The sequence below is a fragment of the Prosthecobacter sp. SYSU 5D2 genome (assembly GCF_039655865.1).
Taxonomy (GTDB): domain Bacteria; phylum Verrucomicrobiota; class Verrucomicrobiia; order Verrucomicrobiales; family Verrucomicrobiaceae; genus Prosthecobacter.
The window spans coordinates 322,987-336,282 of sequence record NZ_JBBYXL010000005.1 but is presented as its reverse complement, the minus strand read 5'-3'; the positions used below and the strand labels follow the sequence as shown (position 1 = coordinate 336,282).

Here is a 13,296-nt window from a genome sequence, read left to right as displayed (position 1 = left end):
TTTGTCATTACAAAGTCAATCTTTTTGCAGGTCTGCTTCAGCTTTTGCTCGCCCTTCACGCCGGGATTGCTCAAAATCGCCCTTTATGTTTTTTCGACTTTTAGTTATCCCGTTCATCCTCAGCACCCTCCAGGCCCAGGTCAGCCCGCAGTTTCGTGAGCAGGAAATTGATTCCGAGGTCGGCATTGGCTATGGGCTTGCCCTCGCGGATGTGGATGGCGACGGGAAAAAGGACATCCTCCTGGCGGACAAGGACCGCATCGTCTGGTATCAGAATCCCTCCTGGACCAAACACATCATCGCTGAAAAACTCACCGAAAAAGACCACGTTTGCATCGCCGCGCGCGACATTGATGGCGATGGCAAGGCCGAGATCGCCGTCGGCGCCCAGTGGAACCCCGGGGATACGGAGACCAGCGGCGCCGTCTTTTACCTCCAGCCCCCTGCCGACCGCACGCAGTTGTGGAAGCCCGTCCAGCTGGCCCATGAACCAACCACCCACCGCATGCGCTGGGTGCGCAACAGAGCGGGCAAATATGACCTCATCGTCGCCCCCCTGCATGGGCGGGGAAATAAGAATGGCGAAGGCGTCGGCGTGCGCATCCTGGCCTATCACAAGCCTGAGGATGCCACCCGCCCATGGAATACCACCCTGGTCCATGACAGCATGCACATGACACATAATTTTGAAGTCGTGCCCAGCCCTGGAAATGAGGCCGAATCCCTCCTCCTCGGCGGCCGGGAGGGCATTGTCCGGCTTACTCCAGGGGATGACGGCTGGAAAGAACAGTGGGTCACCCGCCATGACACCCCTGACCTGGCTGGTGTGGGAGAGGTCCGCTGGGGTGCCTTCGCCGGTGGCCAGCCCTATATCGCCGCCATTGAGCCCATGCACGGTCACCAGGTCGTGATTTACACCCCGCCGCCCGCCGGACCCAAGGACGGCCTTTGGCAGCGCAAGGTGCTGGATGATACCCTGGTGGATGGCCATGCTCTCGCCTGTTACGATTACTTGGGCCTGAACAACCGCCAGATCGCCGTCGGCTGGCGTGCAAACAACAAACTGGGTGTCCGCGTGGGCGTGAAGCTTTTCCACACCACCAAGGAGGATGGCAACGGCTGGCAGATGACCCTGCTGGATGACAATACCATGGCCTGTGAGGACCTGATGGGGACTGATTTGGACGGAGACCGCGATACCGATCTCGTTGCCGCTGGCCGACGTACCAAGAATCTCAAGATTTACTGGAATTTACGGGAGTAATCAGCAAGAAAACTTTCCAGCGGTCCCTGCAGGAAACGTTGCAAAACCTTCATCCAGGCGAAAAGATGACGCCGCTATGAAGACTGCACGACTCACTCTGGCTGCCATTGCCGGCTGCGTTCTCTGTGCCTGCCAGATGCCCGCCACCTTTTCCCGTCAGGAAGTGGTCCGCCGCGCTATCTATGTCCAGCCTGCCAATTCCTCCAGCAGCCCGCTCTTTGTCTGGCATGGCAGCGGCCAGCCGGGCCCCGTCCGCGTCACCATTGATCTGAGCGAGCAGAAAGCGTACATCTTCCGCAACAGCGAAAACGTCGGCTGGAGCTATGTCGCCACCGGCACCAGCAACTACCGCACCCCAACCGGCAGCTTTGTCATCACCGAAAAAGTCATCAACAAGCGCTCCAACAAATACGGCAGCATCGTGGATGCCAATGGCAACGTCCTCCGCAGCAATGCCACCGCCGGGGTCCACAGCGCGTCCGGCGGCCGCTTCCTCGGTGCCAAAATGCCCTACTGGATGCGCCTCACTGATTACGGAGTGGGCATGCACGCTGGTCCCATCCCCAATCCCGGCTCCCCCGCCTCCCACGGCTGCATCCGCCTGCCCTACACCATGGCCCAATATCTCTATGAGGCCGCCCCCAGCGGCACCCGGGTGACCATTGTGCCTTGAGCCCGGTCCCGCAGTCTTCACCTAGCTGTAAACGCCGCAGATCCAAACAGTGGTATCCATCGGCCGCAGCAAAACGAGCAGGCCCACACGCGTCCTGTTAGCAGGACAGCATCCTCTGTTGAAAGCCGTGCCGATGACACCTAAACTGACCACATGAAATTTAACATCACCATTGACCGTGACGAGGATGGAGCCTGGGTGACCTCATGCCCATCCATTCCCGGCTGCCACAGCCAGGGGCAGACACGCCAGGAAGCCATTGTCAACATAGGGGAGGCCATCTCCCTGTGCCTGGAAGTGCGGGCGGAACGCGGGTTACCGCTGACGGTGGAAACCTACTAGGTGGAGGTCACGGCCTGATGCCCGCTCTGCCGATTATCAGCGGAGCGGAGGCCGTCAAAGCCTTTGGCAAGGACGGCTGGCAGCCCGTCAGGCAACGGGGCAGCCACATCATCCTGATCAAAGACGGAAGCCAGGCCTCCTTGTCGGTGCCCAATCATCGGGAACTGGCACGGGGGACTTTGCGCAGCCTTATCCGGGACGCGGACTTGACCACCGAGGAGTTTATCGAACTGCTGTAACGATGGGAAGAGGCAAGAACCCTTCCTCCTTTAGGCGTTTCTATTTTGCCATGAGCGTGCTGAACCGCAGAATTCGGCTTCAATAGGTCTCTGGAAAAATCACAAGACAAGGCTCCACCAGGGCGGAAGAGTGGACGGACACACCCCTGACCGCCTTTGATTCCCGACTGGCTCCAGCAGCATACCCTCTTCACTGGGGATCTCCGCATCCTCATTCTGGCCAGCATCGCCGCGCTGTGCATCGGCCTGTCCAAAAGCGGTCTCTCTGGCACCGCCACCCTGAATGTCGTACTGATGGCCCAGGCCTTTGGGGCCAAGGCCTCCGTCGGCCTCGTGCTGCCTTTGCTTATCGTCGCCGATTTCATGGGCTATTTTATCAACCGGCATGGCGGGAGCTGGCGGCGCATCATCCCCATGGCACCGCCGGCCATTTTGGGCGTCATTGCCGGGTATTTCCTCCTGGGGGAAATTGATAACGGCACCGCCAGGATGGTCATCGGCTGGCTCATCATCAGCCTTCTCGGTTTCAAGCTCCTCCTGGATGCCAGCCAGGGTGCTCTGCAAGTGCTCACCAGCCACCGCCTATTTGCCTGGGCCATGGGGCTCTGCGCAGGCGTCACCACCATGCTGGCCAATGCTGCAGGTCCGGTGATGACCGTTTACCTGCTCTCCCAGCGCCTGGAGAAAAAGGAGCACCTGGGTGTCTTCAGCCGCTTCTTTCTCTTCATCAATCTCTTCAAAGTCCCCTTTTCGGCCAACCTGGGGATCATTCACCCCCAGTCATTGATGACCAATCTCGTCCTCCTGCCCGCCGTGGTGCTGGGCATCCTCCTAGGCTGGCAGATCCTCAAGCGCATCCCGCAAAAACCCTTTGAGTGGACTCTCTTTGTGATGACGCTCGTGGCCGCCGTCTGGCTTATTATCGGTTGATCTTTCAAATCCTGTACGGAGTGGAACGTCACTCCAGAACCGGTTTCCAGCCGGGCTGCACGATGGGGTTCATCGTTTGCAGCAGCTTGGCATGCTCTTTGACCACGGCTTCACTATCCTGGTCCAGAGAGACATTGCGGGTTTCATCGGGGTCTGTTTGATGGTCATAAAGCTCCGTGGCCAGCGTCTTACCTGTCTTCCAGTCGCGCCATTCGGTATAGCGGTGCGTGGCGCTGCGGATGGAGTAGCCCATCGCTTCCGGGGCTCCTTTATAATACGCCGGGCGCGGATGCTGGGACAGCGCGGCAGGCCGCACAGTCGCAGTGGCATCCGCCAGCACCGGGGCCAGGCTCACGCCGTCCACGCCCGCCGGGGAGGGGAGGCCACAGAGCTCGGACAGCGTGGGGTAAAGATCCATCAGCTCGGCCAGTGCCGGGGTCTTTTGCCCGGCCGTTTTCCCGCCTGGCTGGGCGATGATGAGCGGAACCCGGGCATCCAGTTCAAAGTTGGAGGTCTTGGCCCACAGGGTGTGCTCCCCCAGGTGGTAACCGTGGTCGGACCAGAAGACGATGAGCGTTTTGTCCGTCAATCCCTGGCGGTCCAGCTCCTCCAGCACGCGACCGATCTGCGCATCCATGTAGCTGATGTTGGCCAGGTAACCGTGGCGGATTTCGCGGATGGCTTCCGGGGTCAGCTCGCGCTGCTTGTCACTGCGGATCTCGCGCCCGTTATGCCAGGCGATGCGGGGCGCATCCACCGGCCAGTCCGGGTTCTTGGGCATCGGCACATCTTCGCGTTGATACATGTCCCAGTAGCGCTTCGGCGCATTGAAAGGGGAGTGCGGTTTCCAAAAGCCGACCGCCAGAAAGAAGGGGTCCTTTTTGGCTTTCAGTTCGCCAATCGCCTTCACTGCCAGTGAGGCCACCCGTCCGTCAAAGTAGGCTTCATCCGGCACGTCCCGGCATTCACATTTTGGGTCCTGGGCCAGGTTTGGCGGCAGTTCGCCTTCTACTTGCGCCTTGTCCGTTCCGTGTGAGGCAAAGTGCATCACCGCCGGCACGCTCCAGGAGGCGGGATCTCCTTGGACTTCGTGGATCCAGTTGTGAAACATCTTGCCCACGTTCTGGGTGAAGTAGCCGTTGTTTTTGAAGTGCTGCGGCAGCGTCACCGCATCGGGAGCATGCTCACGGAAATGCGTGGGCAGGTCCCAGATGCGCAGGTTGTCCAGCCTCCTGCCGGTCAGCAAGGAGGCACGTGAGGGATTGCACACTGCCTGCTGGCAGTAGGCGCGGTCAAAGACCAGACCGCGCTTCGCCAGCCGGTCCAGGTGAGGAGTCTTCACCACGGTATCGCCATAGCAGCCCAGGTCATTGCGCAGATCGTCAGCGGCGATGAACAGGACATTCATCTTTTCTGCGGCGAAGGACGTTGTGCAGAGGAGGAGGCTGGTCAGGAGGGAGAATTTCATGCGTTTCAGGATCAGGATTCAGTGGGTTTTCAGCTTCTTGCCAGGCAGCAAATACAGGCGTCCAGTTTCGCTGCACACCAGCAGGTTGGGGCCGTCTTTGCCCAGCATTGTGCCGACCGCGCCCGTCTCATGGGCGCCGCCTGGCTGGACAATGGCATCGTTTTCATCACGGAAGGGGACGGGCCGGGCGAAGCGGGGCTTTTCCGCCGTGCCGGTGTTCAGCATCAGCAACGGCGTGCCCAGGGTTTTCTCGCCAATGAACGGCATCGGCAGACCGGTTTTCTGGTCCGGGATGGAATTGGTCCTCGCGGTGCCGATGACAAAATCCATCTTGCCGTCCTCATTCCAGTCGAAGAAGTCCAGCTTACAGCGTCCGCTGCGGCCACCGACTCCGCCGCTGGCACCAATGGGTTTGCCGTTTTCCTGGAGCAGTTTGCCGCCGTCCTCCACGTTGTAGTCATCAATCCGCCAGTAGAGGTGAAACTGGTCCTGACCATCCACGATGGCCAGCGCCATGCGGTCACCGATTTTTCCCACCGCCGGGCGCGCCCGCCACATGCCGCGCAGGTCAATGCCGTCACAATAAATCGGCCGCGCAGCCTCCAAACTCGGCTCTTTTTTGCTGCCCCGGTTCATATAAACCAGATAATCCCCCGAGATGTCTCCCGTGATGATATCAGGCAGGCCATCACCATTCCAGTCCGCCACGTTGGGGGAAAGGTAACCCCAGCGCGCTTCCTGAATACCCTGCAAACTTCCGGAATAGCCTGCCTGCACCTGGATGTCGCGCCCGCCTGCCTGGATGCGGGTGGCCGGGAGAAAACGCGGCTCGTCATTGCTGCCAATGTTTTCAAAAAACAGCACAAACCCTTCCGAATTCCCCACCACGATGTCCAGCACACCGTCGCCGTTCCAGTCCACCGTTGTCGGGCTGGGCAGAGTGCCGGCATAGAGATTGGCTTTCTCCTGAATGGCCTCCACTGGCTCTTCATAAACGGGCGCGCCATTGGACGTAAACTTGCCCGTGAAGCGGTAAAAGTAGATCGCCCCTTCACCCCCGGCGATGAGGTCCGAAAGCCCCTCCGCATTGGGATACGCGCACACGCTGGTGCTGATGCTGGGGTGGCGCAGCGCGATACCGTCCGGGCCAGCGCACATCCGCTTTTTCTCCAGTTGGAAACCCATCTCTGCCTGGTTGTGATAATGCACCAGGATGCCCTGCCGGGAGCCGGTAATGAGATCTCTTTCATGACCCTTGCCCAGGTTCACCGCCGTCATCCGGTGCATGGCAAAGAACACTTCCTGCCGTGTCTGAGTGATCTGCTTCAGGTCCGTCAGCGGGCCTTTCAGCAGGGAAGGCAGGTGCGCACCATACAGATACTTGTAGCGCAGTTCCCCCTGGGCGATGCCGGACGAGTTGAAGGGCCGCCACTCTTCCGTGCTGTTCTTGCCGCTATAGACTTTGGCCTCATGCGACATTTCAAAAGCTACATCGTAACTGCCGTCAGCATTGGCCAGCACGGCGATGCTGGCCGGACTTTTCAGCTCCTTCGGCAGCTTCAGGCGCTTAGTCTCCTTGAACTCCAGGGCCTCCAGATCAAACAGAGTGTGGATCATCTCCTCCTTGTCAATCCACAGGCCATGCACTGTCTTGTCAGAACTTTGAAAAACAATGCCCCGGACAAAGGGGCTCTTCACCGGCACCGGTGGCGCAAAGACCGGCGCTCCATTTTCCGCCGTGTCCAGCCAGCGGCACAGATACGTCATCTGCGGCCCGCCACTGCCCGCCAGGAACAGATCCGCGCCTTTGCCTCCATGAACAAAAGCCGAGCCTAACAAATGATGATGCAGATTGTCCAGCGCCAGCGGCCCCCGGCCGTTCTTCGCCGCCGACGGAAGCGGTAGGGTGCCCGGCGGCAGCGAGGGCTGCGCCAGACAGACCGACGTGCAAATGAGGAGAGCAAGAAAAGGACGGAGCATAAGGGTTGGAGGGTGGCCAACCTACCACCGGCTCCCCCAACGGGGCCACCATCGTCTGCTGCCCATCTCTGACTTCCAGATGCAGAAACTTGCCCTCTTTACTCCAATTCTTTATCTCGTTAGGCCTACTCTCATCAGCATTGTTTTGATTTTATTTTAGCAATAGTCTCAGCCTTGATCGTTTAATCTGCGTTTCCCAGCCTGACCATGAACCGTACCGCCCCACTTCTTGCTTCGCTTTTCCTGGCCGCTGCGGCCGGCGCGGGCCTGTGGTGGCAGGGGATGCTAAGCGACAAAACGTCTGCATTAGAAAACATCGCCGCGAATGCCAGGGTGACCCCGGTTCAGGCTCAGCCCGTTCATCCTCCGATTACCGATGCAAACCGCCTAAAGGAGGGGACTGAGGCGCTGCGTCTCTGGCTGACCGCGCGACCCGGCACAGATGTACCGGAGCGTCTTTCTCAATGGGAAGCCGAAGGTCTGCGGCTGGCCTCGGAGCGCCGTGAGCAGCTCTCCATCCTCATGCGCACGGATGCCGAGGCGGCTCTCAGGCAGGCCATCACCTGGGATGAATGGGAGCGGCTGCCTGAGGGCGTCCGCGCCGTCTCCGAGCGCCCGGTCAGCGAGTGGGTGCGCCAGGATTCCTTCATCGGTTGCGATCCGGAAAAGGGCTATTCGCAGCATGAGCTGAGGATCACCCGGGAAGACGGATCCTCTCTGCGCGCTTACAGCCATGGCCGCCGGCGCATGCCGCTAACCCGGGCCGGAGTGCCGGTGCAAGGGTTTGTCCTGGGGGAAGAAGCGGCACTGGAGGCAGATGCTGTTAAAATCGTCACCGGAGACGAAACGGCCGCCGCCCGCCGCGCTCTGCCTGTGCTGGCATCGGCCGCAGGCGTCAGCCTCTGGAGCGGGCAACCCGTAACGGGTGCGGAAACCGAGGCCGTCACCGTGCTTGTCGGCGGTTATGTGGCCCAGGTCCTGCCTGATGAAGTTCCGCTCCTGCGCGAGCGCCTTCATGCCTGGGAGAACATTCCTGGAGAAACCGCAGGCGTGGAGCGTCTTGCCGCCTGGCTGGAGTCTGGTGATTCGGGGGACTTCATTCCGTTCATGGAGGAAGAGTTTGCCCCTCCGGAAGACGATCCTTGGACGGGCACGCCCAAGAAGCTGCTGCTCATGCGTGTGGATTTTTCCGACCTCACCGGCGCTCGCGAAACCCATGCGGCCCTGGTGGACAAGCTGGACAACAGCATCTCGCCTCTCATCGAAGAGATGTCCTATGGCAAAACCCGGCTCATCACCACCGTCACCACCGAGGTCATCCGCATGCCGGAACCCAGCACCTACTATGCCGAGGAACAGGCTGCCGGGAACAATCCCAGCCAGCAGATCATGAATTCCGCCGAGGCGGCTGCGCGAGACCTGGGATACGACGTGGATGACTATGCCCTTTGGTGCGTGCAGTTCAAGGGCATTGGCCTGCCATATGGCGGTCTGGGCGGCATCGGAGGCAAGCGGTCGTGGATCCAGTCCAGCGGCTTCAATGTCTTTGTTCACGAATTTGGCCACAATTATGGCCTTGGCCACGCCAGCCGCTGGCTGCCGGATCCGGAGGATGGGCCACTGGGAGAAGGAGGAACCAGTGTCGAATACGGCAGCGGCTCCAGCATGATGGGTGGCGGGCCTTATCCCACCGGCCATTTTGATGCCCAGTCCAAAGCGTTTCTAAACTGGCTGGATGCCACCCAGTGGCAAAACGTCACCACCAGCGGCCGCTACCGCCTCTGGCGGGCGGATGACCCCCGCTCGCCACTGCCCGGACATCTCGGGGGCTTGCGAATCCCGCGCCCGGATGCGGCGGGAGATTTCCTCTGGCTCAGCTACAAACGCAACATCCCCGGCAGGCGACGCCTGGCGCGCGGCGTGTCGGTGCTGTGGGAAAAATTAGACTCTCCCCGGCGCACCTGGATCATCCGTGCCGGGCGGCCTGGCTCCTTTCCGGAAGATGATTATGAGCTTCCTGTCGGGCAGACTTTCAGCGATGGCAGCGGCGTCCACATCACCCCCGTGGAGCGCGGCGGCACAGCACCCTGGCAATGGGTGGATGTGGAGGTCCGGCTGGGGGCGGCCTCCGGCAACCAGGCCCCCCTGGCTTTCTGGAGCCGTGTGCCCTCCGGGGAAGTGCAGCCATTTCAAACCCTCCGCCTGGATGTCCAGGCCCTGGACCCGGATGGCGACGCGCTGGCCTATCATTGGGATGTCGGCGACGGCAGCGAGGTCAGCTACAATGGCCCTTCGCTGATCCATACCTATGAAACCGGCGGCTTGTACGAAGTGAGCGTCCAAATTTCCGACATGCGCGGCGGCAGCACGACCCTCACTCATGTGATTGACGCAGGTTCGGCCTCCTCCGCCTGGACCAAGCGCAGCAGCGGCACCACGGCCCAGTTAAATGCCATCACTGCTTCCACCACCCGCGCCGTGGCGGTCAGCGCCACCGGTCACATCGTCCATTCGATCAACGGCACAGACTGGACCGCCTACGATCTGAAAGCCGCGCTCGGTACTCACACGCTGGACTTCCGCGAAGTCCTTTCGGACGGCAGCCAGTTCGTCGCCGTCGGCCGCGAGCGCCTGGAATCCGGCGGTTCCTTCGAAGGTTGCATCTTCCATTCCCCAGATGGCCTCACCTGGACCCGGGTTTATTGGGGTGGCTCCATCCTTCAACGTGTGGCCTATGGTGACGGCACCTGGGTGGTCTCGGGGGAAAATTCCACCATGCTCACCTCCACCGATGGCCTATCCTGGTCCGCGGTTTCCTTCCCGGAAACGGACCACATCCAGGCCCTGGCCTACGGTAACGGGCGATGGCTGGCCATGGCCGACAGCAGTGGCCGGCGCACCTGGGCCCACACCTCCACCGATCTGCAAACCTGGACCGAACTCACCTGGGCGGAAACCCTCTCCAACAACCAGATCGTGCGGCCCGTCCGCTGGATGGACGGGGAGTTTTATTTGGGCGGTTTTGCCGTCGGGCTGCGGTCCGTGAGCGCCGATGCCCAGACCCTGGATGAAACCCAGCTCCTCTCCGGCATGAGCGTCAGCGACATGGTCATGGTCGGCGGCATCCGCTACGTGGCGGGAAACATCACTGAAGACGATACCGACCGCGGCCACGTCCACCTTTCCGTCACCGGCCAGGAATGGCAGCGCATCCCTCTTGCCAATGCGCAGCTCATCCGTGGTATCACGCTTCTGAACAACCGCCTCATCACCGTCGGAAATGCCGGGGAAATCTGGCAGTCCGGCTTTCTCTCCGCCCCCGCCGCCAGTGGCTGGCATTTGTGGAAGACGGAGAATAAAAGTTTGTTAGGCGCTGAAGATGACCCCCTGGAGATCCCGCCGGGAAGTTCGTATTCCAATCTCTTCCACTATGCCGTGGGCAATGCCCCCGGCAGCTCCGCCAATGCCCGTCTCCCCTTTGCCTCCGCCGATCCCAACGGCAGGCTCAAGCTCGCCCTTCCCCGCAGCAGCATCCGCCCGGACATTCAGTATCGCGTCCTGCGTTCCACCAATTTGCAAACCTGGAGCAGCACCGGCATCGAGACTCTGGTGGATTCCCCGGATCTCCTGGAAGTCCGCAGCAGCTCCCCTGCTTTCCAAGGCCGCGAGTTCCTGCGCTTTGAAGTGGAGCTGGATCCGTGACTTGTAGTTACGGGTTTTTCAGGTCTTCCTGCTTGAGCGGAGGCGGCGGGCCGGACTCATGTCCCAAGGCAGCTAGACGGGCCATTTGTTCAGGAGTCAGCACCTCATTAAATACCGCCACGCCGCCGATGTAGCCGGTGAAGCCGACACTGCGGCCGGTGTGAATGAAACGGCCGATGGTGAAGGGGCCGCCTTCCTTTTCACTGGCGGGTGTGTAGAGATCATGCGGGAACCAGAAGGGGTTGGCCTTGAGGGCGATGAGTTCACGTTTCTTGATCTGCGTGAAACGGCCTTCGGCATCTTTGCCCAGGGTGACGCGGACGCGGGTGAAGGGATACTGGTGGAGCTCCACGCGCTCGTCATCGGACTCTGAAATGACTTTGTTTTCCAGCGGCTCCTCTTCCGGTGGCTGATAATATTGGTCGGCGGGATAGTCCGGTTCTTCTCCCTCCTGCAGGCCCGGCAGCTTATGCAACTGCGCCTGCAACCAGCCACGGGCGGGCCATTTGAAAAAGTTCTGCTTCTCGGGGGATTCGATCCAGTAATCGGTGGCCTTGCCGTTGAGGTAGGCGGTCACGGTATTGGCCGCGTTGTCAAAGGTGAAGCCGAGCAGGCTCCAGGTGGCATCGAGTATTTCGGGCGTGGCATCCGGCGGAGCGGTAGGAATCAGCTCCGGCGTCACGGCGAGGTTGCGGGCGTATTTGTCACCGAAGGATTTGGCCCCGTTTTCCGAGACATGCACGGCGGAGGCACCGCTTTTGGCCCCCAGACCGGCGAAGATTGCATACTGGCGGCGGCCTTGCTCCACGCGGACAATCGGGCCTTTTTGGGAATGCAAATCGGTGCCCTCATGCCAGATGCCGGCGATGGCGTGGTTGCCGCTTTCACGGATGACCCAGGCGACCATGGAGACGGAGCCGCCGACGCCTTTCACATCCAGCCCCGTATCGTGCAGGCGCTCACGCGGCACCAGCAGACAGGGGCGGAAGGTATCATCCGTTTCATTGAGAAGCCGCACCGCCTGGCCAAAAGGGCCACGGCCTAAAAGAGGAAAGTCCTCATAAGTCGCAGCGCGGCCCTGGCCCCAATAATCCAGCACGTAATTCACAGCCTCCAGGCGAAAGTCATGAGCGCTGCCCTCAGGCTGATGCGCGGTGAACTGGCCGGTGGCGGCATCCCGCCGGACGAAGTCCCACAAGGCCACGAAGCCAGGCAGGCCGCGGACGGTTTCCACGCGCTGCTGATATTCCTTGGCGGCGGCTTCATCAGCCTGGAGGTGGCAGGGCAGAAGCAGCAGAGGCATGAGGGGCAGAAGGCGGCGGGTCATGAGGTGAGCCTATCTTTAGCAGACCGCCCCCATTGAACTCAATACACAAGACTGCGAAACTTCTTCACCCGGTGGAAGGAGATGACATTGCCATTGTGGGCGGAGTGGGCCTTTTCATCGCCGCTGCGGCTCAGGATGCAGAGGTCCTCGCCATCCATGCACATGCTGGCGTAATGGCGAGATTCCTTGGGCGTGGCTCCGGTGCACACGAGCCCGGCGAAGCACCAGTCCATCATGTTTTTGGAGAAGTGCAGCACCAGGCGGTGGCGCTCGTTGTCCGGGGTGCCCCAGCGGTCAGGGGACATGCGGTCCGGGCGGACCATGGAGTCGGTGGACTGGGAACCGAGCATCCAATAGAGCTTGGTCTTTTCATCCCACAGGATGTGGAAACGCATCTGGCCACCGGGGCAGGGGACATAGAGCATGGTGTTACCAGCGGGTGACTTGACCAGGGAGGTGGTCATGCTTCCGTCCTCGTTTTCCTTCACCTGGGCGATGGCGGCATAATTGGTTAGTCCGGTGTGGGCGCGCATCCAAAGGTGGAAGGTCTTGCCCTGCGGATCATGCCAGATGTGATCGGGATCGGTGAATTCCACGACGTTTGTCTCCAGCCAGCCGAGCGGGGCAATGCTGCGTCCCTTCGGCGGCACCAGGAAGGTGGCCTTCTTGCGGTCCACCGGATGAAAAGGAATGCCGAAGTAGTGGCTCTTTTTCGCATCCCAGATGTCTTCAAAAACCAGCTCGCTGGCAAAGGTCCAGTTCTTCCGGTCGGTGAGGGCGGAATCCGCCTTGGCGCGCATGAGCACCGGGGCCAGGTCGCCGATCTGCCAGGCCTGGATGCCGCGCCGAGGGGCGTGCTTTTCCATGACGAGATAGACATTGCCTTTGGAGAAATGCACGTTGCAGGCGGACTGGTGCCAGATGCCAACGTCATTGAGAAAGACCCGCTCACTCCAGGTGACGCCGTCATCGTCTGAGCGGATGATAGCCACCTGCTTGCTGCGGCCCAGGATGTAGAGGGACTTGCCAGCCACAAAGGGACGGGCAAAGCTCAGGTCGTAATTGGCACGGTGCGTCCAGGTTTTGCCACCGTCATCGCTGGTCAGGATGCGGGCTTCATGCACAGCCTTGCCATCCGGCCCCACGGGCTTGCCAGCGGAGGAGATTTCATGGGTGGCCACCAGCCTGCCGGAATCCAGACGGCAGATGCCAGGAGTATAACCATAAATGTGGCGGGGATCTGGTGATTCCCAAAGGGCCACATAATCTTGGGCGAGCGGGCGTATCTGGGCGGAGGCTGATGCAGCGATGAAAAGGCAGCAGGCCAGCAGAGCGGTGTGCAGGTGTGTCATAGGCGGGGGGAAGAGAATA

General features: G+C 60.7%; 10 protein-coding genes. 6 read left to right on the top strand and 4 right to left on the bottom strand.

Annotated elements, in window-relative coordinates:
* The first annotated feature begins 85 nt into the window (after positions 1 to 85).
* The 5 genes from WJU23_RS10590 to WJU23_RS10570 all read left to right on the top strand — a co-directional run bounded on the left by WJU23_RS10590 (position 86) and on the right by WJU23_RS10570 (position 3,448).
* A complete protein-coding gene (locus WJU23_RS10590; protein ID WP_346332531.1) occupies positions 86 to 1,264 on the top strand; it encodes an FG-GAP and VCBS repeat-containing protein in 1,179 nt (392 codons plus the stop codon).
* Between the two features lie 76 nt (positions 1,265 to 1,340).
* Complete coding sequence (locus WJU23_RS10585) at positions 1,341 to 1,937, top strand: L,D-transpeptidase (RefSeq protein ID WP_346332530.1); 597 nt, start codon at positions 1,341 to 1,343, stop codon at positions 1,935 to 1,937.
* Between the two features lie 153 nt (positions 1,938 to 2,090).
* Positions 2,091 to 2,279 (top strand): type II toxin-antitoxin system HicB family antitoxin, encoded by a 189-nt coding sequence (locus tag WJU23_RS10580; RefSeq protein ID WP_346332529.1) that lies wholly within the window; start codon positions 2,091 to 2,093, stop codon positions 2,277 to 2,279.
* A gap of 14 nt (positions 2,280 to 2,293) precedes the next feature.
* A complete protein-coding gene (locus WJU23_RS10575) occupies positions 2,294 to 2,518 on the top strand; it encodes a type II toxin-antitoxin system HicA family toxin (RefSeq protein WP_346332610.1) in 225 nt (74 codons plus the stop codon).
* Between the two features lie 156 nt (positions 2,519 to 2,674).
* Positions 2,675 to 3,448, top strand: coding sequence for a sulfite exporter TauE/SafE family protein (locus WJU23_RS10570; protein WP_346332528.1), 774 nt, complete (start codon positions 2,675 to 2,677; stop codon positions 3,446 to 3,448).
* Between the two features lie 28 nt (positions 3,449 to 3,476).
* On the opposite strand, the gene WJU23_RS10565 is transcribed toward WJU23_RS10570, so the two are convergent.
* Positions 3,477 to 4,916: a sulfatase gene (locus tag WJU23_RS10565; RefSeq protein ID WP_346332527.1), complete on the bottom strand. Its 1,440-nt coding sequence runs from the start codon at positions 4,914 to 4,916 to the stop codon at positions 3,477 to 3,479.
* Between the two features lie 18 nt (positions 4,917 to 4,934).
* On the bottom strand, positions 4,935 to 6,896 hold the full coding sequence (locus tag WJU23_RS10560; protein ID WP_346332526.1) for a VCBS repeat-containing protein: 1,962 nt from the start codon (positions 6,894 to 6,896) through the stop codon (positions 4,935 to 4,937).
* A 207-nt stretch (positions 6,897 to 7,103) separates the two neighbouring features.
* Here WJU23_RS10560 and WJU23_RS10555 point away from each other — a divergent pair, with 207 nt between their 5' ends.
* A complete protein-coding gene (locus WJU23_RS10555; RefSeq protein ID WP_346332525.1) occupies positions 7,104 to 10,598 on the top strand; it encodes a PKD domain-containing protein in 3,495 nt (1,164 codons plus the stop codon).
* A gap of 7 nt (positions 10,599 to 10,605) precedes the next feature.
* Here the strand turns inward: WJU23_RS10555 and WJU23_RS10550 are convergent, their stop codons facing one another.
* Both WJU23_RS10550 and WJU23_RS10545 read right to left on the bottom strand, forming a co-directional pair.
* Positions 10,606 to 11,925: a hypothetical protein gene (locus WJU23_RS10550; protein ID WP_346332524.1), complete on the bottom strand. Its 1,320-nt coding sequence runs from the start codon at positions 11,923 to 11,925 to the stop codon at positions 10,606 to 10,608.
* Positions 11,926 to 11,963: 38 nt separating this feature from the next.
* Positions 11,964 to 13,277 (bottom strand): sialidase family protein, encoded by a 1,314-nt coding sequence (locus WJU23_RS10545; RefSeq protein WP_346332523.1) that lies wholly within the window; start codon positions 13,275 to 13,277, stop codon positions 11,964 to 11,966.
* Positions 13,278 to 13,296: the final 19 nt, after the last annotated feature.